Origin of the sequence: Bradyrhizobium xenonodulans (genome assembly GCF_027594865.1) — a bacterium.
Taxonomy (GTDB): domain Bacteria; phylum Pseudomonadota; class Alphaproteobacteria; order Rhizobiales; family Xanthobacteraceae; genus Bradyrhizobium; species Bradyrhizobium xenonodulans.
The window spans coordinates 7,923,102-7,947,533 of sequence record NZ_CP089391.1; the positions used below are offsets into that span (position 1 = coordinate 7,923,102).

Genomic DNA, 24,432 nt, shown 5'->3' on the forward strand with positions numbered 1-24,432 from the left:
TCTCACAGAGCCTTGCCCTCGTCCGCAATAACCATGGCCGCGTGCGTCGGTTGGCTCCGCTCTCCCGGCGGCGCCACGCACGCGAGGAGCAGGCCATGAGAGGTGCGGACAAGGTGATCTGCCAGGCAGCCGCCGTGCTGCTGTTGTTTTCGATCTCGAGCGCGCCCGCGAAGGCGCAATTCCTCGGCGGCGGAGGTGCCGGCGGCGGGGACATGATGACCCAGATGGCGCCGATGCTGGAGATGATGAAGGCGAAGATGGGCAAGCGCCGCTTCGCCATGCTGATGCAGACCATGGGCCCGATGATGAGCCGCATGATGGAGAACGGCGGCGGCGGGCTCGGCGGCATGATGGGCGGTGGAGGCTTTGGCGGCCCAAGTGGCCTCGGCGGCGGCATGGGCGGCGGCAATTTCGGCGGCGGTTTCGGTGCGCCCAATTACGGCGGTTACACGCCGACGGGCGGCGGCTATATGCCAGCCGGCATCGGCGGCGGTGACATCATGGGCATGATGAGTGGCGCAGGCGGCAGCGACATGATGGCGATGATCCCGCAACTGATGCGGCTCGCCAATGTCGGCGGCGGTGGCGGCCATCGCCGCCACAAGCACCGCTAGTCGGCGGCGCCAGACAGCGCTGGCCTGATCGCAGCCTTGCTTTCGCGCGGTCCCCAGCGCGTCAGCACCACGCTGGAGCACGACAGCAGGCCGAGCAGGACCATCGAGCTCGCGGCCAGCCAGAAGAAGCTCTGCGCGGTGGCGTCATGCGTCGACAGCCACCAGCCGGCGGCCGCGATGTAGATCAGCCGCGCGGTCTGCGCCAGCACCGGGCCGATCACCTTGGCCGCGCCTTGCGACGAGAAATACATCGTCGTTGCAAGGCCGAAGAAGGCGTAGAACGGCCCGACCGTCGAGAGATATTGATGGCTCGTCGCGCGCACGGCCACGCTGTCGGTGAAGATGTTGACCCAGAGATCGGGGAAGATCGCAACGAGGCACGCCGGCGCACCGACGGCCACGAAAGCGGCGACACTGGCGATCCAGGCGATGCGCCGGGCGCGCGCGATGCGGCCTGCGCCGATCGCCATCCCGACCATTGGGACACAGGCGATGCCGAACGAGAACGCAATCGAGGTCAGCAGGAATTCGAGCCGCGCACCGACGCCGTAGCCGGCGAGGATCGCAGTGCCGAACTTCGCCAGCATGTGGGTGAAGATCGAGATCGTCAGCACCGATTGCAGCGGCGAGAAGCAGGCGATGGCGCCGACCTTCAGGATGTCGAAGAACATCGCCCACTGGATGCGCAAGCCGCGCAGCCTGGGAACGACGCGCGCCCGGCCGGAAAACAGGTACCAGCTCATCACGCCGATATTGGCGGTATAGGCGATCAGCGCGCCGGCGGCGACGCCGCGCATGCCGAATTGCGGGACCGGACCAAGGCCGAGACCGAGCGTGCCGCCGAGCAATATCTGCCATGTCGCCGAATTCAGCATCAGCAGCGAAGGCAGCTTCATGTTGCCCGTGCCGCGCAGCACGCCGGCCATGGTGTTGAGCAGCCACGGCAGCACCGCGCCGCCGAAAAACACCTGGGTATAGGCGATCGCCTGCGCCAGCACATGGCCGCGGCCGCCGAGCATCTCCAGCAGGCGCGGCCCGAACACCAACATGCCCAGCATGAACACCAGACCGAAGCCGATGCCGATCAGCAGCGCATGCGCGGCAAGCGTCGATGCACGCTCGCGGTCGCCCGCGCCGAGCGCACGCGCGATGGCGGATGCCACCGCGCCGCCCATGGCGCCGCCGGACATCGTCATCATCAGGATCACGCAGGGGAACACCAGCGCCATCGCAGCGAGCGACTCGACGCCGAGCCGGCCGATATAGGAGGTCTCCGCGATCACCACGCAGGTCCCGGCCGACAACCCGATCACGTTGGGCCAGGCGAGGCTGAGCAGCGTGCGCAGGATCGGTCCGTCGGTAAGCGCGCTTCGCACCGGCCGCGGAGGCGGCGGCAATGGACGCTCTTGTTCATCGACCGGGATTTCGGCGATGTCGGACATGTCCTCTCCCGGGGCACGGGCGCCATTTGCGGCGCGGCAATGATGAGGTGTGCCAATAAATTATACGCGCGCAGGGCGCTGTCAGGAGCTTGTTAGCACGGCACGCGGCGATTCCTCCTGCGCCGGATGCAGGCGTGCCCTGCGGCAGCGCATTTCGATGGGTGAAATTACCCGATCGTCCAGACCAGCGGCCTACCGCCTGCCGTCGGGCGCAGGTGCACGCCGATGTGCCGCCCGCATCCCGCAGCGAGTCCCTCGAACAATCCCTCCAGCACCTTGGCGCAGGCGCGGTGATCGTCGGCCACGTCGTCCATCAGCTTCCAGCTCTGCTGGCGGATTTCGAACGTACCCTCGGACTGCAACGTCTCGGCCGTATCATCCTGCGCCGCGAACAGCGCATTGAGGAAAGCCGCAAACTCCTGTGCACCACCGCGGCTCGCCGCCAGCGCCGCCGCGACCTCGTCGAAATATTGCATCCCGATCAGCTTGCCGGTGAGATGCAGCAGATAGCCGGCATCCTCGGGGCCGAACAGCTGCACCATCACGGGCGCGGCGGTGCGGACATATTCCATGGCGTAGTTGCGATAGGCTTTTTCGAGCCGCGGTTTTGGCCAGCTCGCGACGGGAAGTGCCGGCGCGGTCTTCGCGTCGAACAGCGGCGCCTCCAGATGCCGCGCGAACACCAGGCGCTGGTCGAGCTCGAGCGGATGGTCGTATTGATGGTAATAGCCTTCGAGCCCGTCCTGGCCATCGACGCTCTGCTTGGTGCAGACGAAGCCCAGCCTGATGTCGCCGAGCGCAACGCCGTTATTGGCGTGCCAGCCGCGCAGCATCGCGCGCGAGACCTCGCCCGGCACGCCGCAGATCGCGGTGCCCTTCCAGATCCAGCGCGGCGGCGGATAGCGGATCCAGGCCTTGGTGTCGCTCTCGTACATGAATTCGACGTGCACGCCGCCGATCCAGTTGGAGAGGTAGTGATATTGCGCGGCGGCCACCGCCGGCGGCAGATGGTCGAGGCCGAGCTTCTTGAGCCCCGGCAGGAAGCGCTCCTGCTGCTGGCGGCGGAAGACACGGAAGACGAACTCGGCCGCATCGGCCGTGCCACGCCGCGTGACGACAGTGAGGATGAGGCCGGTGAAATAGGCATGGTAGAGATCGGCGACGGCGCGCCAGCGTTTCCATTGCGCTTGCTGCGCGGCGTCTGCGGCGGCGGTCATGTTCACTCCCGATCGTTGTTTTGATCGAGTGTGTCATTGCCTCCGGTGACGGGCAACCTGACGTTCATGCAGGGCGCCCTGCACGGCGGCTCGTCAATTCCGCATCACGAATTTTGCGCGGCCTTGGCGGCGCGCTCGCGCTCGACGCGTTCCGTCACGTCGCGCGCCATCGCCACCGATCCCTGCACCGCTCCAGCGGCATCCCGCACCAGTGCGAAGGTCATCTCGATGTAGAGCTTGCGCCCGCTCTTGTGCAGCGCGCGGGTCAGCGTCGGCCGGCCCGCTAGCTTCATTACGCCGCTGGCAAGCGCGGCCTCGAAGCCTTTCCAGTGCGCAGGCCGCAGATGTTCGGGAATGATCAGGTCGAGGTTCTGGCCCAGCGCTTCCGCGGCGGTGAAGCCGAACAGGGCGGTCGATGCGCGATTCCACCGCATGATCGTGCCGGAGCGATCCGAATAGATCAGGGCGTCGGCGACGTCGTCGAGGATTTTTGCGTCGAGTTGATCGGTCATGGCGAGACCTCGCATGCGCCTGGGTTTTGCACATCCTGCCACACATTCGGTGTCATCGCCCGACTTGATCGGGCGATCCAGTACTCCGAGACGGCAGTGATTGAACCGAGAGGCTGCGGCGTACTGGGCGGATTCAACCGCTCGTCGCAACACCCTGAACAAGGAGGTTGCGATGGAGAGCCGTGCGCGAGCAAGTCGTCCTCAAGAGGCCCGACGAGAGGATTGTAGACGGTTCTGGGCTGCGATTGCCTCGGGGCGATCGAGCGAAGATGCTGCGGTTGAGGCCGGGGTATCGCCTTCGGTTGGAGTGCGCTGGTTCCGGAGGGCGGGCGGCATGCCGCCAACACATTTGTCACCGTCGTCAAGGCTTCCATCGGAGCGCTATCTCTCGTTCGCCGAGCGCGAGGAGATCGCCATCTTGCGTGTGCAGGGTCATGGGGTGCGAGCCATCGCTCGTCAGCTTGATCGAGCTCCCTGCACGATCTCTCGTGAACTCCGTCGTAATGTGGCGCGCCGCCACGGCGCCCCACAGTACCGAGCAACCACGGCACAATGGCACGCTGATCGGTCCGCCCGACGGCCCAAGCCGGCGAAGTTGGCGATCAATCCGCCCCTGCGGGATTACGTGCAGGACAGGCTTGCCGGTATGATCGCCAAGCCGGACGGGGAGCTCCTGGCTGGCCCGAAGGTCGTGTGGAAGGGACGCCGGGCTGTGCATCGGCAAAACCGGCGCTGGGCCAGGGCATGGAGCCCGGAACAGATTTCTCGGCGACTTCGGCTGGACTTTCCCGAGGATGAGACGATGCGCATCAGTCACGAGGCGATCTATCAGGCACTTTATGTGCAGGGTCGAGGAGCTTTGCGCCGCGAACTGACGGCCTGCTTGCGCACCGGGCGGGTGTTGCGGATGCCGAGGGCGCGCGTCCGCAAAGGCAGAAGCTTCATTCCTTCCGAGATCATGATCAGTCAACGTCCGGCGGAAGCCGCCGATCGAGCTGTGCCGGGCCACTGGGAAGGTGATCTCATTATGGGTCTTGGAAGTTCCGCGATCGGCACCTTGGTGGAGCGCACGACCCGCTTTACCATTCTGCTGCATCTGCCGCGTATCACAGGCCATGAACAGGAAGCTCGCGTGAAGAACGGACCTGCACTCGCCGGACATGGCGCTGAGGCAGTGCGCGACGCCATCACCCGCGCAATCGTCAGCATGCCCGAACAGCTGCGTCGATCGCTGACCTGGGATCAAGGAGCTGAACTGGCTCAGCATGCACGCCTGAGGATCGATGCAGGCCTGCAGGTCTACTTCTGTGACCCTCATAGCCCATGGCAGCGCGGCACCAACGAGAACACAAATGGGTTGCTGCGCCAGTACTTTCCAAAAGGGACCGATCTTAGCCTGCACAACTCTGGTGATCTCGAGGCCGTGGCTCTCGCACTCAACACCAGGCCCAGGAAAACCCTCGGCTGGAAAACACCGGCCGAAACTCTCGACCAATTGCTACAAGTGAACGATACACAGGGTGTTGCGACGAGCGGTTGAATCCGCCCTGGATGCCCCGGTCAAGCCGGGGCATGACGGCGGAGAGTGAGGCTAGCACTACACCCGGAAATGCTTGCTCAGCTTGAGGCCCTGCGCCTGGTAGTTCGAGCCGATGCGCTGGCCGTACATCGCGTCGGGGCGGGCCAGCATCTTCTCGTAGACGAGGCGGCCGACGATCTGGCCGTGCTCGAGGATGAACGGCACTTCGCGCGAACGCACCTCCAGCACGGCGCGCGATCCAAGGCCGCCGGCGCCGGCATAGCCGAAGCCGGGATCGAAGAATCCGGCATAGTGCACGCGGAATTCGCCGACCAGCGGATCGAACGGCACCATCTCCGCGGCGTAGTCGGGCGGCACCTGCACGGCTTCCTTGGAGGCGAGGATGTAGAACTCGCCGGGATCGAGGATCAGGTTGCCGTCGGGGCGGGCTGAGATCGGCTCCCAGAACTCTTCCACCGCATAGCCGGAGCGGCGATCGACGTCGACGACGCCGGTATGGCGCTTGGCGCGGTAACCAACGAAGCCGCTGGCCTTCTCGCCCGACAGATCGACCGAGACCGCGACGCCGCCGGAGAGATCGGCATCGTCGATGTCGACGAGGCGCTCGGCGGCATGCAAGCCGTCGAGTTCGTCGGCGTTGAGGATGGCATCGCCGGTGCGGAAGCGCACCTGCGACAGGCGCGAGCCCTCGCGCACCAGCACCGGAAACGTCTTCGGACTGATCTCGGCGTAGAGCGGGCCGTGATAGCCGGCGCCGATCATGTCGAAGCGGCGGGTGCCGTCGGCGATCACGCGGGTGAAGACGTCGAGCCGGCCGGTCGAGCTCTTGGGGTTCGCAGCCGCGACGATCTCCGGCGGCAGCGCGAGACTTTCGAGCAGCGGCACGATGTAGACGCAGTTGGTCTCCAGCACCGCGCCGTCGGCGAGGCTGAACTCATGCAGCTTCAACTCGTCGATGCGCTCGGCGACGGTCGCGCCGGGACCCGGCAGGAAGCTGGCCCGGACGCGATAGGCGATATCGCCGAGACGCAGATCGAGGCTGGCCGGCTGGATCTGGCTTTCGACGAAATCGTAGGCGGGCAGGATGAGACCCGCCTCCGCCATCGCCGCGATCATGCGGTCGGGCAGGATACCATTGGCGTCGGCGGCGACCGTGAAACTCAACCGAGGGTCCTCGTCAGGGGGCAAACGCATCCCGATAGACGGGAAATACTAGCGTTTTACGGCTATCCGATGGACGTCTTGACGGAAAGGGCATTGCGGAATATGAGCATGACTTATCCCGTGGTGATTTGAGCCGGCCGGCTTGCAGCCACGTTAAATAAGTCGCTAAACAGGCCGGGGACCTCTGTGATCCCGGCCCGTGGTTTGATCCAGGCCGGTTTTTTTGTGACCATTTCGATGGTCACGCAGGAGGTCCTATGTCGAAGTCCCCGGCGCCCACCGCGCAATACCGTCCCGAAACCCGTCTGGTCCATTCCGGCACCCTGCGCTCGCAATATGGCGAGACGTCGGAGGCGCTGTTCCTGACCCAGGGCTACGTCTACAACAGCGCCGAGGAGTGCGAGGCACGGTTCAAGGGCGAGGACCCCGGCTTCATCTATTCGCGCTATTCCAATCCGACGATTGCGATGTTCGAGCGGCGCATGATCGAGCTCGAGGGCGCCGAAGCGGCCCGCTCGGCAGCGACCGGCATGGCCGCGGTGACGACCGCGATCCTGGCGCCGCTCAAGGCCGGCGATCATGTCGTTGCTTCCCGCGCCCTGTTCGGCTCGTGCCTCTACGTCATCCAGGACCTGCTGCCGCGCTACGGCATCGAGACCACGCTGGTCGACGGGGCCGATCTCGATCAGTGGCAGCGCGCCGTGAAGCCGAACACCAAGACGTTCTTCCTGGAGAGCCCGACCAACCCCACGTTAGATGTGCTCGACATTCCCGGCATCGCCGAGATCGCGCACAAGGGCGGCGCGCGGCTCGTCGTCGACAACGTGTTCGCGACGCCGATCTGGCAGAGCCCGCTCGCGCTGGGGGCCGACGTCGTGGTCTATTCCGCGACCAAGCACATCGACGGCCAGGGCCGCTGTCTCGGCGGCATCATCCTGTCGTCGGAAGCCTTCATCGCCGAGCACATCCACAATTTCATGCGCCAGACCGGCCCGTCGATCTCGCCGTTCAACGCCTGGGTTTTGCTCAAGGGACTGGAGACGCTGGGTGTGCGGGTGCGCGCACAGACCGACACGGCCGCGCGCATCGCCGACGTGCTGGCGAGCCATCCCAAGATCTCACGGCTGGTCTACCCCGGCCGCGCCGATCACCCGCAGGCAGCGCTGGTGAAGAAGCAGATGCGCGGCGGCTCGACGCTGGTCGGCTTCGAGGTCAAGGGCGGCAAGCAGGCGGCGTTCCGCGTGCTCAACGAATTGAAGCTAGCGAAGATCTCGAACAATCTCGGCGATGCCAAGAGCCTCGTCACGCATCCGGCCACCACGACACATCAGCGGCTCAAGCCGGAAGACCGTGCCGCGCTCGGCATCAGCGAGGGCTTTATCCGCTTCTCCGCCGGGCTCGAGCATGTCGATGATCTGATCGAGGATCTGACGGCGGCGCTGGAGAAGGCGTGAGGCACGCATTCGATATCGTAGGGTGGGCAAAGCGAAGCGTGCCCACCATTTACGATCACGCCGCCAATAGATGGTGGGCACGGCGCGAAGAGCGCGCCTTTGCCCACCCTACGGCACCGAGTCACATCGGCCGGTACGCCCGCACGTCCGCGGGCACGTTGACGCCGATCTTGATCTGGCCGACGGACCGGATGATGTCGTCGCCGAGAAGCTGGGCGAAGCAGGCATAGCCCCAATCGTTCATGTGCAGGCCGTCGGCGATCACGAACCCCTCGACCGGGATCGCCTGTTTCTCGTGCCAGTCGCGCATCACCTCGAAGCGCGGGAAAATGCCGACGCGGCGGAGCTCGGCGACCTTGCCGAGCAGCTTCACCATCTTGCCGGCGCTCTCGGCGCGCTGGTTGACGGCCGGCGAATATTGCGGATCGACCAGCACGATGTCGGCATCGCCGGCGGCCTGGATGCGGCTGATGCCGCTCTCGACCATCTTCGCGGTGTCGCCGGGATCGAGATTGCGCAGCACCGCGTTGGTGCCGACCTGCCAGATCACGAGATCCGGATGCACGTCGATCACCTGCGTCTGGAGGCGCTTCATCATCTCGGGCGCGTCCTCGCCGCCGACGCCGGCATTGATGACGGTGATATCGGCGGTCGGATAGTGCCGGCGCAGCTGTGCGGCAAGACGGTTCGGGTAGTTGAAATCGGGCGAGCTCGCGCCATAGCCGGCGGTCGACGACGAGCCGAACGCGACGATCACCACAGGCTTGCCGGCAACGAGCTTGCCCGCGACATGCGGCAGCGACCCCATCGTCTTCGAGCCGTCCTTCGGCGCCGGGCACGGCACGCGGCTGAAGATGTCGCCGGCGGATTTCGCGACCTGCTTCACCTTGTCGATGGCGCGCGCGGTGATGCCGCGCTGTTCGGGGGAGGTGGCGGCGACGGTGGTCTGGGAGGGCGAAGCGGGAGCGGGATCAGCCGACTGCTGCGGAGCCGGCGCGGCCTGGGCCTGCACGGCTTGCTGCGCGCGCGACGGTGACACCGGCGTCAGCAACAGCAGCGCCGCCGCTGCGGGCGCGGCCAGCCATGCCGTCAGGCAAAAAGGGCGGAGAGAACTCATTAACGCTAGACCTCAATTTTGCTGCTGGACCGGCCCCAGATGAGCTGCGTCGATCACGAACTGTGCCAACGCCCGGCCAAGGCAATCATGGACCTGTTTCGCCAGCTCAGGCCCGCGGGACGGGCTGAACAAGTCGAACTGACCCTGATCATTCCACTGCCGCATGATCGCGAAACGGTCGAACAGCGGGACGTCATGCTCCTGCGCCACCACCCGCATATTGTCGAGATAGGGCGGCACCGAGATCATGGTTTCGGTACGAGGGCTGTACTGCAAATTCATCAACACGACGTCAGCCCCTGCATTTTGCAGCGCGGAAACCCCTTCGGTCACTGCGCCGCGAAAATCGTCGGGATCGATGGCTCGGATAGCATCCACGGTCCCGGTCTGCCAGATGACCAAAGTAGGCTTTTTTGCTTCCATCAGCTTAACGAAGGTCGCAGCCGCCTCCTCGGCCGTCCTCTTGCTCTGTATTTCTACGGAGACGTGCAAGGTCTCCGACGGCGGCAGCTTGTCCCTGAGGATCGCCTCCATACGCGCCGGATACGAGCTGCTCTCCGACGAGGGAATGGTGGTCGAGCGGCTGCCGACGACCAGGATTTCAAGCGGTTTGCCGGCCTTGACGGCCTCGGCGACCTTGGGAAGCCGGCTTTCGCTGGTGAGCAGATAGGACGGCAATTCGCAGGCTGGGGGCGTGGCCGAGACAGCAGGCGCGGCATCGCCCGCGCGCGCCGGTGGCGCGGCGAGGCCACCGCATAGCAGGATCAGGCTCAGGAGAACCTTCGCCTTCATCAGCCCCCTCCCGCCATATCGGCGCTGCCGACGGCGCTTTTGGTTTTCGAACCGCTCTTGTCAGCCACGCGCTTGTACCACGAAATCACCCAGGCCACGCCCCACATGACCAGAATTCCCGAGAGACTAATCAGCGCATGCATGGCTGCGCCGCCGGAGACCTCGGCGAGAATGAAATGGCCGGCAAAGGCCAGGAAGACGCCGAGGCAGAAGATCTCCAGGGAATGCTGCCCGCACAGAATCAATGGTCGTAGCCAGCGCGATTTCAAGCCCGGCCAATCCCGGGGTAGGAAGCGAACGGTGAGCGCGGCCAGCGCCAGGAAATGCGTGAAGCGCAGCACGTCGAGATCGGTCTTGTCGATCGGATACATCCACTGCTCGATCCGCTTCGGCATGAGGTGACCGAGTTGCGGCACGTACCAGGTCAGCGTCACGTAGAACGCCGCGGCGAGATAGGCGATCGCGATCCACATCGTTACCGGTGACGCCAGAATACGCGACATGCGCCGCGCACCTCCGAGCGCGCACCATGCACCGAAGACGAAAAGCAACTGCCAGGCCAGCGGATTGAATGCCCAGAAGCCGTTCGGATAGGCGGAGAAGTAGAGATCGTATTCCCAGGTCACCGCGTAGAGCGCGACCGAGAGCCCGAGCGTGACGTCGGGCTTCCACTTCATCGACCACAGGATCGGGGGCAGCGCCAGCATCAAGACGATATAGAGCGGCAGCACGTCCATGTTGACGGGACGGAAGCGCAGCAGCAGCGCCTGCACGATGGTGACGTCGGGCTGCTTGAGGAAGTCCATGATGCCCATCTCTTCGGTGTAGAGCGGGTTCTCGAAGCTGGTCGCCACATAGGAGATCTCGGCGAGGAAGATCGTGAACAGGAAGACGTGGGCGACATAGATCTGCCAGACGCGCCGCAGGATGCGCGCGGTGGCGATGACGACGCCGCTCTCCAGCATCGCGCGGCCGTAGACGAAGGCGGCGGTGTAGCCGGAGATGAAGATGAAGATCTCGGTGGCGTCGCTGAAGCCGTAATTACGGATCGTGAACCAGGTCAGAAGACTCGCCGGCAGATGGTCGATGAAGATCAGCCACAGCGCGAGGCCGCGAAACAGGTCGAGCCGGAGCTCGCGCTCGCCGATGGCGGGCAGCGAGATGGCCGGCGCAGCGGCACGCCGCTTCGCCCCCGCAGGCCTTGCCTCTTCAGGCTTGGCCTCCGCAGCTTTGGCGCCCGCGGTTCCCGCGATCGTCGAGCCCGTCACTTGGTCGGCAATGGTCATCGGGGGCCTAAAAACCCTTCCGCAAATGTGACGCATCAAGGAGTGTACAGGTCCGGTCGTTGTCTCGCAAAGCGACCGGATCACATTGGGCGTACTTCCCCGCCAATTCGGGCGGGACGATGTCACGAAAACCGCCCTCGGGCGTTTGGTTCCGGCCGGGATTTCGCTATGATGACAGCATGTATCGCGCCGTGACCCGCCAGATCGAAGTGACCGTCGAGCCGAACTTTGTTCCGGAACAGTCGTCGGCCGACCGCTCCCGCTATTTCTGGTCCTACACCATCGTCATCACCAATTCCGGTGAGGAGACCGTGCAGCTCAAGACGCGGCACTGGATCATCACCGACGCCACCGGCCGCCAGCAGGAGGTCAAGGGCGAGGGCGTCGTCGGCGAGCAGCCGACGCTCGCCCCCGGCGAACGCTTCGAATACACCTCCGGCGTGCCGCTCACGACCGCCTCCGGCTTCATGACCGGCCGCTACCAGATGGTCAGCGCCAGCGGCGAGCGCTTCGAGATCGACGTGCCGACGTTCTCGCTGGACAGCCCGGACAACAAGCGGGTGCTGAATTAGCGCGGCGCCGTAGGGTGGGCAAAGGCGCAAAGCGCCGTGCCCGCCATTCCAGCTGTCTCGCGCAAGATCGTGGGCCCGCTCCGCTTTGCCCACCCTACGATGCTTGAGCTCTTGGCAAGCCGCCGCCGCATCGTCATTGCCAGCAGAGCGAAGCAATCCAGACTGCTACTATCGAAAGACTCCGGATTGCTTCGCTGCGCTCGCAATGACGGAGTTCGACGCCTACACCTCTTCCACGCCCGCCTCGTGCGGCGTGAACTGATACACCGAGCTGCAGAACTCGCAGGTCACGACGACCTTGTCGTCCTTGACCATGGCGGTGCGGTCGTCCGGCGAAAAGCTCTTCAGCATGGACGCGACCGCGTCGCGCGAGCAGGAGCATTGCGCCTTGAGGACCAGCGGATTGAACACGCGCACACCGCGCTCGTGGAAGAGACGATAGAGCAATCGCTCGCCGGAGAGCTCGGGATCGATCAGCTCGACGTCCTCCACGGTCTCGATCAGCGAACGCGCCTCGACCCAGGCATCGTCTTCGGCCACAGCGTGCACCTCGGCGCCCTCGGGCGCATCGCCGGGATGCAGATCGGCCTGGCGCGCGCGCTCGGGCGCCTTCGGCAGGAACTGCATCAGCATGCCGCCGGCGCGCCAGCGATGCTTGCCGCCGTCGTTCGAGCGCCACTCCTCGCCGACCGCGAGACGCACGCGCGTCGGGATCTGCTCGGAGCGCAGGAAATATTCGTGAGCAGCGTCTTCCAGGCCGCCGCCGTCGAGCGCGACCAGCCCCTGGTAACGGCTCATGTCGGGCCCCTGATCGATGGTCATGGCGAGATGGCCATGGCCAAGCAGCGTGCCGGAGTCTTTGGCATCACCGAGGCGCGCGGCGTCGAAGCGCGCATAGGCGCGCAGGCGATCTGGCGCCTGATAGTCGACGACCAGGAACGACACCGGACCGTCGGTCTGGGCCTGAAGGATGAAGCGGCCTTCGAATTTCAGCGCCGAGCCGAGCAGCGTCGTCAGCACGATGGCCTCGCCGAGCAGCTTGCCGACCGGCGCGGGATAATCATGCTTGGTCAGAATCTCGTCGAGCGCCGGACCTAGCCGCACCAGGCGACCGCGCACGTCGAGCGCGTCGACCTCGTAGGGCAGCACGGCGTCATCGATCGGAACCGCTGATGGTGCGCGAACCGGACCTTCGGATCCGGTTTTCATGTCAGGGGATTGGAAAACCATGGCGCTTATCTGGGGTCGGAGGATGGAAATGGAAGAGGTGCGGGGCTCTACCCGGGATGCAGAATGGATCGCACGAAAGCACGACAAACTCAGTGTCGTCCCGGGGCGCGCAAGGCCCGAACCCGGGACCCATAATCACGGGAATCCGGCGGTGACAACTGCGAGTCCTCGCCAAACTCAATCCTGTGGCTATGGATCCCGGATCAGCGCGCCGCTGCGCGGCGCTTGTCCGGGATGACAGCGGAGAATGGGGTCATCAACGCGGCCCCATCACCGAGATCACTTCACCGCGTCAAAGCACCAGGCCAGAATGCCCTTCTGCGCGTGCAGGCGGTTTTCGGCCTCGTCGAACACGACCGATTGCGGGCCGTCGATCACCTCGTCCGTGACCTCCTCGCCGCGATGGGCGGGCAGGCAGTGCATGAACAGCGCGTCGGGCTTGGCCAGCGACATCAGCTTCGAATTGACCTGATAGGGCTTGAGCACGTTGTGGCGATGCTCGCCTTCCTTGTCGCCCATCGACACCCAGGTGTCGGTGACGACGCAATCGGCGCCCTTCACGGCGGCTTCGGGATCGGTGCCGAGCACGATCGGCGCACCCGTGGCCTTGATGAAGTCGCGCATCGCCTTTTTCGGGGCAAGCTCCGGCGGCGTCGCGACATTGAGCTTGAACTTGAAGCGCTCGGCCGCGTGCGCCCAGGAGGCCAGCACGTTGTTGTCGTCGCCGGTCCAGGCCACCGTCCGGCCCTCGATCGGGCCGCGATGCTCTTCATAGGTCATGAGGTCGGCCATCACCTGGCACGGGTGCGAGCGCCGCGTCAGGCCGTTGATGACGGGCACGGTCGCATGCTCCGCGAGCTCCAGCAGCGCCTCGTGATTGAGGATGCGGATCATGATGGCATCGACATAGCGCGACAGCACGCGCGCGGTGTCGGCGATGGTCTCGCCGCGGCCAAGCTGCATCTCGGCGCCGGTGAGCATGATGGGCTCGCCGCCGAGCTGGCGCATGGCGACGTCGAACGACACGCGGGTGCGGGTCGAGGGACGCTCGAAGATCATCGCGAGCGTTTTGCCTTCGAGCGGCCTGACCGGCTGATGCGCCTTCTGCTTCGCCTTCATCGCGGAAGACGCAGCGAGCATGCTCTTGAGCTCCGACAACGGCAGCTCGTTGATATCGAGGAAGTGCTTCGGTGCTTTATTGGGCGACTTGCTCATCAGCTTGCCGCCCGCTTGGTCTGGCTCGACGATAGCGCGGCGCAGGCGCGCTCCAGCCGCCCGACGCTGTCCTCGATCTCGGCTTCGGTGACGATCAAGGGCGGCAGGAAACGCACGACGTTGTCGCCGGCGCCGACCGTGAGCAGTTTTTCGTTGCGCAGCGCGGCGACAAGATCGCCTGATGGCACCACGGCCTTGATGCCGATCAGGAGACCTTCACCGCGCACTTCATTGACGATGTCAGGATGACGGTCGATCACGGAGGCGAGCTTCTGCTTGAGCAGCAGCGACATCTTCTGCACGTGGTCGAAGAAGCCGGGCTTGAGCATGACGTCGAGCAAGGCGTTCGCAGCGGAGATCGCCAGCGGGTTGCCGCCGAAGGTCGAGCCGTGCGAGCCCGGCCCCATGCCGGACGCCGCATCCGCGGTCGCCAGCACCGCGCCGATCGGGAAGCCGCCGCCGAGCGCCTTCGCCAGCGACATCACGTCGGGCTCGACGCCGAGACGGCGATGCGCAAAGAGGTCGCCGGTGCGGCCCATGCCGGTCTGCACCTCGTCGAACGCGAGCAGCAGGCCCTTCTCGTCACAGAGCTGGCGCAGCGCCTTGAGGAAGGCGGGCGTTGCCGAGCGCACACCGCCCTCGCCCTGGATCGGCTCGATCAGGATGCCGGCGGTCTGCGGACCGATCGCCTTCTTCACGGCCTCGATGTCGCCGTGCGGGATCTGGTCGAAGCCGTCCATCGGCGGACCGAAGCCTTCGAGATATTTTGCAGATCCCGTCGCGGCGAGCGTTGCCAGCGTGCGGCCGTGGAAGGCGCCTTCGAAGGTGATGATGCGATAGCGTTCCGGATGCCCCTTGGAGAAGTGATGATGGCGGACCAGCTTGATCACACCCTCCAGCGCCTCCGCCCCGGAATTGCAGAAGAACACGAAGTCCGCAAAGCTCTCGTTGCACAGACGCGCAGCAAGCTTCTCGCCGTCCGGGCTCTGGAACAGGTTCGACATGTGCCAGAGCTTGGTGGCCTGCTCCTGCAACGCCTTGACCAGCGCGGGATGGGCATGGCCGAGCGCGTTCACTGCGACGCCGGAGGTGAAATCGAGATAGCGATCGCCATTGGTCGCGATCAGCCAGCAGCCTTCGCCGCGCTCGAAACCGAGGTCGGACCTGGCGAAAACGGGGAGCAAATGCGGTGCTGCGCTGTTAGACATGACGGTCACTTGATGTTGCGGACGGCGTGAGCGTGCATTGCGCAACGCACCATCAACCGGCCCGGAAAACGAAACGTGCCGCCTTTTAAGGGCGGCACGCGGGAGCATCTTATGCTTGGCAAGACGGGTGTCAATGCCGGCCGGAAAGCCTCGCGAAACGCTGAATCCGTAGTCTTGCGGTGACGATTTTGCGGGATTTTGGCCACGGAACATGTGGAAGCGAGTCGGCGGACTCTTGCGCGTGAGTCACGCCATATTGTAGCGTTTGGCTTGTCAGATACGACATCTCGTGCGGAAGTTCTGATCTCTAAGTCCTCATGTACCGGCGTAAACGTTCGGGCGGCTCTCGGTGCCCGGCGAGCCTTAAGGGATTCTGGCGGCACGGGTTTTTCGAGGCTTAGGCATTCGCAGTGCAGCCCCAGGGTGGCTGGCGCGCGGCGAAGGAAAGGGTGCAATGACGGTTTTGACCTGGTCGGATGATCGCGTCGAGCAACTGAAGAAGCTCTGGGAGGCCGGATTGTCGGCCAGCCAGATCGCGGCAGAGCTCGGTAATGTCACCCGCAACGCCGTGATCGGCAAGGTGCACAGGCTCGGTCTGTCCGGCCGCGCCAAGAGCCCCTCGTCTGCTGCGCCCCGGCCGCGCAAGGCGCGTCCCGCGCAGCACATGATGCGGGTGAGCCGCCCGATCGCGCGCGGCAACACCGCGCTGGCGCAGGCCTTCGAGGTCGAGGTCGAGGCCGAACCTGTTACCTACGACAACGTGGTGCCGATGAGCCAGCGGCTGTCGCTGCTGGAATTGAACGAGGCGACCTGCCACTGGCCGGTCGGCGATCCCTCGAGCCCGGATTTCTTCTTCTGCGGCGGCAAGGCGCTGTCGGGCCTGCCCTATTGCGCCCAGCACTCGCGGGTTGCGTATCAGCCGGCCGCCGATCGCCGCCGCGCGGCACCGAAGCCGGGTCCGCGCTGATCACTGCACCAGACGACATCGTTCCGGCACAAACCAGGACGAGCGAGAAAAAGAAAAGCGCGCCACCCGGCGCGCTTTTTATTTGCCTGCTTGCAGCCGGCCTTACGTCTGCTCCGCCTTGGCAAACCGGTCGTCCAGCGCGTAACCGGCGCCGCGGACGGTGCGGATCGGGTCCTGCTCGCGGCCGAGATTGAGCAGCTTGCGCAGGCGGCCGATATGTACGTCGACGGTGCGCTCGTCGATGTAGATGTCGCGGCCCCAGACGCTGTCGAGCAGTTGCTCGCGCGAGAACACGCGGCCCGGATGCTCCAGGAAGAACTCCAGCAGGCGGTATTCGGTCGGGCCGAGATCGATCGGCCGGCCCGAGCGCGCCACGCGGCGCTTGTCGCGGTCGAGCTCGATGTCGCCGTAGGCCAGAACGGTGGCGAGCCGCTCGGGGCTTGCGCGCCGCAGCAGGCCCTTCACGCGCGCCAGCAGCTCAGGCACCGAGAACGGCTTGACGATGTAGTCGTCGGCGCCGGTCGCAAGTCCCCGCACCCGCTCGCTCTCCTCGCCGCGCGCGGTGAGCATGATGATCGGGAGCTGCTTGGTCTCGGGACGGGTGCGAAGCCGCCGGCACAGCTCGATGCCGGAGAGCCCCGGCAGCATCCAGTCGAGCACGATCAGATCGGGAATGTGCTCCTTGAGGCGGGTGTCGGCGTCGTCGCCGCGCATCACCGTCTCGACGTCATAGCCGTCGCCTTCGAGGTTGTAGCGGAGAAGCTCGGTGAGAGCTTCCTCGTCCTCAACCACCATAATGCGTGCGCCCATGGTGTCGTCGCTCCTTAAGTCTTCAAGTATTCGGGACCGTCGTGGCGAACGTCGTCATGTCGCCCTTCGGCCGCTTGTCGGTGATCGCCTGGCCCTCGATCATGTAGAACACGGTCTCGGCGATGTTGGTGGCGTGGTCGCCGATACGCTCGATGTTCTTGGCGCAGAACATCAGATGGATGCAGAACGAGATGTTGCGCGGATCCTCCATCATGTAGGTGAGGAGCTCGCGGAACAGCGAGGTGCAGATGGCGTCGACTTCCTCGTCGCCCTTCCACACCGCCATCGCCGCCGGCAGATCGTGCGCGGCATAGGCGTCCAGCACCGACTTGACCTGCTGCTGCACGAGGTCGGTCATGTGCTCGAGGCCGCGGAACAGCTTGAGCGGATGGAAATCGGTCTCCAGCGCCGCGACGCGCTTGCCCATGTTCTTGGCGAGGTCGCCGATGCGCTCGAGATCGGTCGCGACGCGCATGGCGCCGACGATTTCGCGCAAGTCCACCGCCATCGGCTGGCGGCGCGCGATGGTCAGCACGGCGCGCTCCTCGATCTTCTTCTGGAGCGCGTCGAGCTCGGCGTCGATGGCGACGACACGCTGGCCGAGCGCGACGTCGCGGCGGATCAGCGCGTCGACGGAATCGACGATCATGCGCTCGGCGATGCCGCCCATCTCCGCGACCAGGCGAGTGAGTTCCTGGAGGTCGGTGTCGAAGGCTTTTGCGGTATGTTCAGAACCCATGTCCCGTCTCCTCAGCCGAACCGGCCGGTGATGTAATCCTGCGTGCGCCGGTCGGTCGGCGACGTGAAGATCTTGCTGGTGTCGTCGAACTCGATCAGCTCGCCGAGATACATGAAGGCGGTCTTGTCGGAGACGCGGGCCGCCTGCTGCATGTTGTGGGTGACGATCGCGATCGTGTAGTTCTCGGACAGCTCCTGGATCAGCTCCTCGACCTTGGCGGTCGAGATCGGGTCGAGTGCCGAGCAGGGCTCGTCGAACAGGATCACTTCAGGCCGCACCGCGACGGTGCGGGCGATGCAGAGGCGCTGCTGCTGGCCGCCGGAGAGCGACAGGCCGGAGGCGTTGAGCTTGTCCTTGACCTCGTTCCACAGCGCGCCGCCGCGTAGCGCCTTCTCGACCCGGCCGTCCATCTCGGACTTGGAGATCTTTTCATAGAGGCGGATGCCGAAGGCGATGTTCTCGTAGATCGTCATCGGGAACGGCGTCGGCTTCTGGAACACCATGCCGACGCGGGCGCGCAGCAGATTGAGGTCCAGCCTGGGGTCGAGAATATTGGTCTGGTCGAGCATGAGCTGACCGGTGACGCGCTGGCCCGGATAGAGGTCGTACATCCGGTTGAAGATGCGCAGCAGGGTCGACTTGCCGCAGCCCGACGGGCCGATGAACGCCGTGACGCGGTTGGTGCCGAGCGCCAGGTTGATGTTCTTCAGCGCGTGGTGCTCGCCATAATAGAAGTTGAGGTTGCGCACCGTCACCTTGGCAGGCGCATCCGGCAGCACCGGCGCCTGCGGCAGTCCGCCGGACGCGCTCATCGATACGGAAAGATCGGTCATTTTGCGGTCCTTTCGGCGCCAAGGATGCGCGCGCCAATGTTCAGGGCAAGCACGGTGATCGTGATCAGCAGCGCGCCGCTCCAGGCGAGCTGCTTCCAATAGGCGTAGGGGCTCTGGACGAAGTTGTTGATGGTGACCGGCAGGTTCGCCATCGTCTTGTTCAGGCCGAGGCTGAAGAACTGGTTCGACAGCGCGGTGAAGAGCAGCGGCGCGGTCTCGCCGGCGACGCGGGCGGTGGCGAGCAGCACGCCGGTGATGAGACCCGATCGGGCAGCACGATAGGCGATGCGCTTGATCACCAGCGAGCGCGGCAGGCCGAGCGCGGACGCCGCCTCACGGAGCGCGTTCGGCACCAGCAGCAGCATGTCCTCGGTCGTGCGCAGCACCACCGGGATCACGATGACGGCGAGCGCCAGGCTGCCGGCGATCGCCGAGAAGCCGCGCATCGGCACCACCACCGCGCCGTAGATGAACAGGCCGATGATGATCGAGGGCGCCGACAGCAGGATGTCGTTGATGAAGCGGATCACCGAGGTCAGTTTGTCGTTGCGGCCGTACTCGGCGAGATAGGTGCCGGCGAACAGGCCGAGCGGCGCGCCGATGCCGACGCCGATCACGGTCATGATGATCGAACCGACGATCGCGTTGCGCAGACCGCCTTCGGTCGAGCCCGGAGGCGGCGTGTCCGCGGCGAAGAGCTCGAGGTTCAGGCCGGACAGGCCGTTGTAGAGCAGCGTGACCAGGATCAGCGCGAGCCAGGTGACGCCGAAGGCGGCGGCTGCGATGCAGAGCCCGCGGACCACGATGTCCTTGCGGCGGCGGCTTGAATAGATCGGGTTCATGGCTTTAGTTCCCCGCCTTCTTTTCCAGCCGCATCAGCATCAGCCGCGCGCCCGCCAGCACGAAGAACGTCAGCACGAACAGCAGCAGGCCGAGCAGGATCAGGCCGGACTGGTGCAGACCGTCGCTCTCGGCGAACTCGGACGCGATCGCCGCCGAGATCGTGGTGCCCGGGGCGAAGATCGATGAAGAGATCCGGAACGAGTTGCCGATGATGAAGGTCACCGCCATGGTCTCGCCGAGCGCGCGCCCCAGCGCCAGCATGACGCCGCCGATGATGCCGACGCGGGTGTAGGGGATCACCACGCTGCGGACGACTTCCCAGGTGGTGCAGCCGACGCCGTAGGCGGCTTCCTTCAGGACGGGCGGCACCGTCTTGAACACGTCGACCGAGATCGAGGTGATGAAGGGCAGCACCATGATCGCGAGGATCAGCGCGGCGTTGAACAGGCTGAGATAGGACGGGGGACCTGCGAAGATCGCGCCCAGCACGGGGACGCCGTCGAACACCCTGATCATGAAGGGCTGGAACGTGTTGGCCAGGAACGGGCCAAGCACGAAGAAGCCCCACATGCCGTAGATGATCGAGGGAATGCCGGCGAGCAGCTCGATCGCCATGCCGATCGGACGGCGCAGCCATTGCGGGCAGAGTTCGGTGAGGAAGATCGCAATGCCGAGACCGACCGGAATGGCGATCAGCATCGCGATGAAGGAGGTGACGAGCGTGCCGTACATCGGCCCGAGCGCGCCGAGCACGGGGGGATCTGCCGACGGCGCCCAGCGCTGCGTCCACAGGAAGGAGAGGCCGTATTCCTTCATCGCCGGGAAGGCCCCGACGATCAGCGAAATGATGATGCCGCCGAGGATCAGCAGCACCGAGATCGCGCTGAGCCGCGTGATCCAGTAAAACGTGATGTCACCGAGCTTGAACGCGCTCAACGCCTTGGCGCGATCATAAGGTCCGGCGGCATCAATTACATTGCTCTCGACAGCCATCTCAGCCACGCCGATCCCCTGTACCCGTTTTATATACGCTTGTTGCAGGTCTTATTTTATAGGTCTTGTTGTCGGTCTTGCGCTCCGGATGCGGCGCGATGCGCATCCGGAGCGGAGGTCTTGAGAGGAGATCCCGGCGCGAGGTCCGGGGCACGAGCGCCTTAGCTCTTGATCTCGGCAGCCCAGGTCTTCTCGATCAGGGTCACGACGCCCGCGGGCATCGGGATGTAGTCGAGTTCTTCAGCCGCCTTGCCGCCGTTCTTGAAGGCCCAGCGGAAGAACTTGATGGCTTCCTGCGAGGCCGCCTTGTCGGTGGCTTCCTTGTGCATGAGGATGAAGGTCGCCGCCGTGATCGGCCAGGACTTCTCGCCGGGCTGGTCGGTCAGGATGACGTAGTAGCCGGGAGCCTTGGCCCAGTCGGCGTTGGAGGCGGCCGCCTGGAAGGCTTCGACGGTCGGCTGCACCGGCTTGCCGGCCTTGTTGACGAGACCGGTGTAGGTCAGCTTGTTCTGCTTGGCATAGGCGTACTCGACATAGCCGATCGAGTTCTTGGTCTGGCCGATGTTGCCCGACACGCCTTCGTTGCCCTTGGCGCCGACGCCGACCGGCCACTCGACCGCGGTGCCCTCACCGACCTTGCTCTTCCAGTCCGCGCTGGCCTTGGCGAGGTAGTTGGTGAAGTTGAAAGTGGTGCCCGAACCGTCCGAACGGCGGACCACGGTGATGGCTTCCGAGGGCAGCTTCAGGTTCGGATTGAGCTTCTTGATCGCGGCGTCGTCCCACTTGGTGATCTTGCCGAGATAGATGCTGGCGAGGGTCTCGCCGTCGAACACCATCTCACCGGGCTTCACACCCTCGATGTTGACGACGGGAACGATGGCACCCATCACCATCGGCCATTGGACGAGGCCGTCCTTCTCGAGCTGCTCGGCCTTGAGCGGCGCGTCGCTGGCGCCGAAGGTCACGGTCTTGGCCTGGATCTGCTTGATGCCGCCGCCGGAACCGATCGACTGGTAGTTCAGACCGTTGCCGGTCTCCTTCTTGTAGGCGTCAGCCCACTTCGAATAGATCGGGAACGGGAAGGTCGCACCGGCACCCGTGATGTCGGCAGCAAAGGCCGCCGTCGCCGATGCGGCGACCAAGCCAGCAGCGACGATAGTTTTGAGGAAATTCATGCTGGTCTCCATACAGGGGAGCGAAGCGCCATCCGCGCCCGATCGCGCTCCCCGTCCCGCCCCTTTAGGAGCGGTCGGCTGTGCTTTTACGAAGGTTTCGTGACAGTCGGATGACACCATCAAGCGATTGAAATCGCTCGACTATCAGACCGAGACAGGAGTCCTGACCTGGGGAAAACAGGCGGTGAAGGTGGCGCCCTGCCTGGGCACGCTTTCGATCAAAAGCCGGCCGCGATGACGGTTAAGAATATGTTTCACCAGCGATAATCCGAGTCCGGTTCCGCCTTGAGAGCGGCTGTCGCCGACATCCACGCGGTAGAACCGCTCGGTCAGGCGCGGCAAATGTTCCGGCGCGATGCCGGGGCCGAAATCCCGGACCATGACCCGGATTTCCTGAGTTCCATCAGTGGCCACGGCCGGTGTCAGCGACACGATGACACGCCCGCCCGAGGCACCGTATTTGAGCGCGTTCTCGATCAAATTCTCGAACAGGCGGAGCAGCTCCTCGCGGTCGCCCGCGATCATCACCGGCGCCTCCGGCAGATGGGTCTCGACCTCGACCTGGCGCTCGCGCGCCAGCGGCTCGAGCCCGTCGGCGACCTGGAGGATGATCGGCAGCAGGTCGACCAGGGTGTCGGGCCGGACATGGGCCGACAGTTCGACCCGCGACAGCGAGAGCAGGTCGTCGATCAGGCGCGCCATGCGGGTGGCCTGGTTGTGCATGATGCCGAGAAAGCGCTCCCGCGCCTTGGGATCGTCCTTGGCCTGGCCCTGGAGCGTGTCGATGAAGCCGGACAGCGCGGCCAGCGGTGTGCGCAGCTCGTGGCTGGCATTGGCGACGAAATCGGCCCGCATCTCCTCGACCCGGCGCAGCGGCGTCTGGTCGTGGAAGGTCATCAACATGCATTTGTCGGCGCCGCCGAAGGCGGTCGGCACCGGCACTGGCGTGATGATCAGCTCCATCCAGCGATCGACCGGGACGTGGTCGAGATAGGTCGCGCGCCGCGGCTCGGTGGTCGCGATCGACTCCCGCAGCGCCGTGATGATCTCCGGCGAGCGCAGTGCGAATTGGGCGAGCTCGTTCCGGCGCAGCGCCGGCGCGAGCTGGGCGGCGGCGGCATTGAGATGGATGACGCGGCCGGCACGGTCGAGCAGCACCGCCGGATCCGGCATGCCGGCGACGACCGCGGCCACCGCGGCGCTCTCGACCGGGTTGATGCGCCGGACATCGTCGCGCGAGGTCGCGGCATCATGCAGGCGCCAGGGGACCAGCGCCGCAGCGGCGATGCAGAGAAACACGGCAACGGCGTGCAGCACGGACAATTCGCCGAGCGAGACCACCACCGACAGCGCCAGCGCCGCGGCGATCAGAATGACGGTCGAATGCCGCAGCCGGTCGGACCAAGGCTGGGCGGTGGGAGAAGATGGGGCGTCGATCGCCATCGGGGCGAGCTTCTCCTGGGAATTGCGCCGGTCAGGCGCCGCTGTCGCTGCGCTCTCTCACATAGGCGGCTTCGGGCGCCGGGCCGGGGTCGAGCTTGAGCGCCGCCTGCTGCAAGCGTTTCGATCGAGCGCCGATGATAACCTCGCGAAACGTCAGCAAGATTACAGAAATGACGAACGGGGACAGATAATAGAGGACGCGGAACAGGAGCATGCCGCCGAGGAGCTCCTCGCGGTCCATCTGCCAGAGGCCGACCAGCATGGCGGCATCGAACACGCCGAGCCCCCCGGGCGAGTGACTGGCGAATCCGAGCAGCGTCGCCGAGACGAAGATCACCGCGACGACGACGAAGCCGAGATTGGGCTCGTCCGGAACCAGCACGTACATCGCTAGCGCGCAGAAGCCGAGGTCGACGATGCCGATCGCGATCTGAAGCAGCGTCAGCGGACCGCCCGGCAGCACCACCGTCCAGGGCCCGCGGCCAACCACGCGCGGCTGGGTCCAGACCCAGACCACATAGCCGACCAGCCCCACGATGATCATCAGCGCCGCCGCCCGGTTCAGCCAGGCCGGAAGCTGGTCGATCGAGGCGGCGGCTTCGGGATGGTAGGCGATGCCGAGGCCGAGCACAGCGGCATTGCCGAGCCAGAAGGTCAGGCCGGCGAGGAAGCAGATCTTTGCGACGTCGATCGCGTTCAGGCCGTAGGCCGAATAGATGCGGTAGCGCACCGCGCCGCCGGTGAAGACGCTGGCGCCGACATTGTGGCCGATCGAATAGGAGGTGAAGGCGGCGAGCGCGTTGATGCGGTAGGGTACGTGGGCGTGACCGATCGCGCGCACGGCGAACAGATCGTAGAAGGTCAGGGTGAAATAGCCCGCAGCCACGAACAGCGCCGCCATCGCAATCTGGCTCGGCTCGGTGCTCTTGATCGCCTCGATGACCTCGTTGCGGTCGATGCCGCGCAGCATGTGATAGAGCACATAGCAGGCGATGCCGATGACAGCGACGCTGATCACGACTCCAAGCTTATGCAGGATTTGCTTCTGGCGCAGAAACGTCATCGCTCTGCGTATGGCTTCCAGCATCTAGACCTCGAACAACGCTTCAGCGGCCAGGGTGGCCGGCGGACAGGCGGGCGACGCACAGGCACTCAACGAACCCTCGCCGCCGGCTCCGGCATCGCGCATGCCCCCTGCCCCTCCACTAGCGCGTTTTGGGGCGGAGTGGAATTCGGCAATTCGAACAAAAACTCGTGCCTTCAATA

General features: G+C 65.1%; 23 protein-coding genes and 1 riboswitch. Of the genes, 5 read left to right on the plus strand and 18 right to left on the minus strand.

Translation table 11 applies throughout. The features are described from left to right. Positions 1 to 95 precede the first annotated feature (95 nt). Positions 96 to 614 (plus strand): hypothetical protein, encoded by a 519-nt coding sequence (locus I3J27_RS37465; RefSeq protein ID WP_270163824.1) that lies wholly within the window; start codon positions 96 to 98, stop codon positions 612 to 614. Here the strand turns inward: I3J27_RS37465 and I3J27_RS37470 are convergent. The 3 genes from I3J27_RS37470 to I3J27_RS37480 form a co-directional block, all read right to left on the minus strand. Next, positions 611 to 2,056 (minus strand): MATE family efflux transporter, encoded by a 1,446-nt coding sequence (locus I3J27_RS37470; RefSeq protein ID WP_270163825.1) that lies wholly within the window; start codon positions 2,054 to 2,056, stop codon positions 611 to 613. The genes I3J27_RS37465 and I3J27_RS37470 overlap by 4 nt on opposite strands. Before the next feature lie 167 nt (positions 2,057 to 2,223). Beyond that, the gene (locus I3J27_RS37475; RefSeq protein WP_270163826.1) at positions 2,224 to 3,273 is read right to left on the minus strand and encodes a hypothetical protein; all 1,050 of its coding nucleotides are present in this window, start codon (positions 3,271 to 3,273) and stop codon (positions 2,224 to 2,226) included. Positions 3,274 to 3,377: 104 nt separating this feature from the next. Continuing rightward, positions 3,378 to 3,785 carry a PAS domain-containing protein gene (locus tag I3J27_RS37480; RefSeq protein ID WP_270163827.1) on the minus strand — a complete coding sequence of 136 codons (408 nt, stop codon included), beginning with the start codon at positions 3,783 to 3,785 and terminating at the stop codon, positions 3,378 to 3,380. Between the two features lie 172 nt (positions 3,786 to 3,957). On the opposite strand from I3J27_RS37480, the gene I3J27_RS37485 reads away from it, so the two are divergent. After that, the gene (locus I3J27_RS37485) at positions 3,958 to 5,325 is read left to right on the plus strand and encodes an IS30 family transposase (protein WP_270160737.1); all 1,368 of its coding nucleotides are present in this window, start codon (positions 3,958 to 3,960) and stop codon (positions 5,323 to 5,325) included. A gap of 57 nt (positions 5,326 to 5,382) precedes the next feature. Here the strand turns inward: I3J27_RS37485 and I3J27_RS37490 are convergent, their stop codons facing one another. Beyond that, positions 5,383 to 6,519: a 2'-deoxycytidine 5'-triphosphate deaminase gene (locus I3J27_RS37490; protein WP_370691921.1), complete on the minus strand. Its 1,137-nt coding sequence runs from the start codon at positions 6,517 to 6,519 to the stop codon at positions 5,383 to 5,385. Positions 6,520 to 6,599: 80 nt separating this feature from the next. Then, positions 6,600 to 6,679, plus strand: a riboswitch (SAM riboswitch). Between the two features lie 67 nt (positions 6,680 to 6,746). On the opposite strand from I3J27_RS37490, the gene I3J27_RS37495 reads away from it, so the two are divergent. Then, positions 6,747 to 7,943, plus strand: a complete 1,197-nt coding sequence (locus I3J27_RS37495) for an O-succinylhomoserine sulfhydrylase (protein ID WP_270163829.1) — start codon at positions 6,747 to 6,749, stop codon at positions 7,941 to 7,943. A gap of 121 nt (positions 7,944 to 8,064) precedes the next feature. Here I3J27_RS37495 and I3J27_RS37500 read toward each other — a convergent pair whose 3' ends face one another. Genes I3J27_RS37500 through I3J27_RS37510 form a run of 3 tightly spaced genes read right to left on the minus strand, consistent with a single transcriptional unit; the run spans position 8,065 to position 11,138 of the window. Further along, positions 8,065 to 9,060, minus strand: a complete 996-nt coding sequence (locus I3J27_RS37500) for an SGNH/GDSL hydrolase family protein (protein WP_270163830.1) — start codon at positions 9,058 to 9,060, stop codon at positions 8,065 to 8,067. 12 nt (positions 9,061 to 9,072) lie between these two features. Next, the gene (locus I3J27_RS37505) at positions 9,073 to 9,852 is read right to left on the minus strand and encodes an SGNH/GDSL hydrolase family protein (protein WP_270163831.1); all 780 of its coding nucleotides are present in this window, start codon (positions 9,850 to 9,852) and stop codon (positions 9,073 to 9,075) included. Further along, positions 9,852 to 11,138 carry an OpgC domain-containing protein gene (locus tag I3J27_RS37510; RefSeq protein ID WP_270163832.1) on the minus strand — a complete coding sequence of 429 codons (1,287 nt, stop codon included), beginning with the start codon at positions 11,136 to 11,138 and terminating at the stop codon, positions 9,852 to 9,854. Before I3J27_RS37510 ends, I3J27_RS37505 begins: the two co-directional genes overlap by 1 nt. A 179-nt stretch (positions 11,139 to 11,317) precedes the next feature. On the opposite strand from I3J27_RS37510, the gene apaG reads away from it, so the two are divergent. After that, positions 11,318 to 11,710: a Co2+/Mg2+ efflux facilitator ApaG/CorD gene (gene apaG / locus I3J27_RS37515; RefSeq protein WP_270163833.1), complete on the plus strand. Its 393-nt coding sequence runs from the start codon at positions 11,318 to 11,320 to the stop codon at positions 11,708 to 11,710. Between the two features lie 222 nt (positions 11,711 to 11,932). On the opposite strand, the gene I3J27_RS37520 is transcribed toward apaG, so the two are convergent. From I3J27_RS37520 to I3J27_RS37530, 3 genes are all read right to left on the minus strand, one after another. After that, on the minus strand, positions 11,933 to 12,940 hold the full coding sequence (locus tag I3J27_RS37520) for an Hsp33 family molecular chaperone (protein ID WP_370691922.1): 1,008 nt from the start codon (positions 12,938 to 12,940) through the stop codon (positions 11,933 to 11,935). A gap of 279 nt (positions 12,941 to 13,219) precedes the next feature. Further along, positions 13,220 to 14,155, minus strand: coding sequence for an ornithine carbamoyltransferase (gene argF, locus I3J27_RS37525; protein WP_270163835.1), 936 nt, complete (start codon positions 14,153 to 14,155; stop codon positions 13,220 to 13,222). Continuing rightward, positions 14,155 to 15,363, minus strand: a complete 1,209-nt coding sequence (locus I3J27_RS37530; protein ID WP_270163836.1) for an aspartate aminotransferase family protein — start codon at positions 15,361 to 15,363, stop codon at positions 14,155 to 14,157. The genes argF and I3J27_RS37530 overlap by 1 nt, the downstream gene beginning before the upstream one ends. Positions 15,364 to 15,817: 454 nt before the next feature. Between I3J27_RS37530 and I3J27_RS37535 the strand changes: the two genes are divergently transcribed. Continuing rightward, positions 15,818 to 16,330: a GcrA family cell cycle regulator gene (locus I3J27_RS37535; protein ID WP_027533132.1), complete on the plus strand. Its 513-nt coding sequence runs from the start codon at positions 15,818 to 15,820 to the stop codon at positions 16,328 to 16,330. A gap of 102 nt (positions 16,331 to 16,432) precedes the next feature. Here I3J27_RS37535 and phoB read toward each other — a convergent pair whose 3' ends face one another. The 8 genes from phoB to I3J27_RS37575 form a co-directional block, all read right to left on the minus strand. Beyond that, a complete protein-coding gene (phoB, locus tag I3J27_RS37540; protein ID WP_008143479.1) occupies positions 16,433 to 17,140 on the minus strand; it encodes a phosphate regulon transcriptional regulator PhoB in 708 nt (235 codons plus the stop codon). A 22-nt stretch (positions 17,141 to 17,162) separates the two neighbouring features. Next, positions 17,163 to 17,879 (minus strand): phosphate signaling complex protein PhoU, encoded by a 717-nt coding sequence (gene phoU, locus I3J27_RS37545; protein WP_212488983.1) that lies wholly within the window; start codon positions 17,877 to 17,879, stop codon positions 17,163 to 17,165. An 11-nt stretch (positions 17,880 to 17,890) separates the two neighbouring features. Then, entirely contained in the window at positions 17,891 to 18,712 is an 822-nt protein-coding gene (gene pstB, locus I3J27_RS37550; protein ID WP_270163837.1) for a phosphate ABC transporter ATP-binding protein PstB, read from the minus strand. Beyond that, on the minus strand, positions 18,709 to 19,554 hold the full coding sequence (gene pstA, locus I3J27_RS37555) for a phosphate ABC transporter permease PstA (protein ID WP_270163838.1): 846 nt from the start codon (positions 19,552 to 19,554) through the stop codon (positions 18,709 to 18,711). Before pstA ends, pstB begins: the two co-directional genes overlap by 4 nt. A gap of 4 nt (positions 19,555 to 19,558) precedes the next feature. Next, the gene (gene pstC / locus I3J27_RS37560; RefSeq protein WP_270172983.1) at positions 19,559 to 20,548 is read right to left on the minus strand and encodes a phosphate ABC transporter permease subunit PstC; all 990 of its coding nucleotides are present in this window, start codon (positions 20,546 to 20,548) and stop codon (positions 19,559 to 19,561) included. Between the two features lie 161 nt (positions 20,549 to 20,709). Then, positions 20,710 to 21,723, minus strand: a complete 1,014-nt coding sequence (pstS, locus tag I3J27_RS37565) for a phosphate ABC transporter substrate-binding protein PstS (protein WP_270163839.1) — start codon at positions 21,721 to 21,723, stop codon at positions 20,710 to 20,712. Between the two features lie 144 nt (positions 21,724 to 21,867). Next, the gene (locus I3J27_RS37570; protein ID WP_270163840.1) at positions 21,868 to 23,166 is read right to left on the minus strand and encodes an ATP-binding protein; all 1,299 of its coding nucleotides are present in this window, start codon (positions 23,164 to 23,166) and stop codon (positions 21,868 to 21,870) included. Positions 23,167 to 23,197: 31 nt separating this feature from the next. Then, positions 23,198 to 24,253, minus strand: coding sequence for a putative bifunctional lysylphosphatidylglycerol flippase/synthetase (locus tag I3J27_RS37575; protein WP_270163841.1), 1,056 nt, complete (start codon positions 24,251 to 24,253; stop codon positions 23,198 to 23,200). Positions 24,254 to 24,432: the final 179 nt, after the last annotated feature.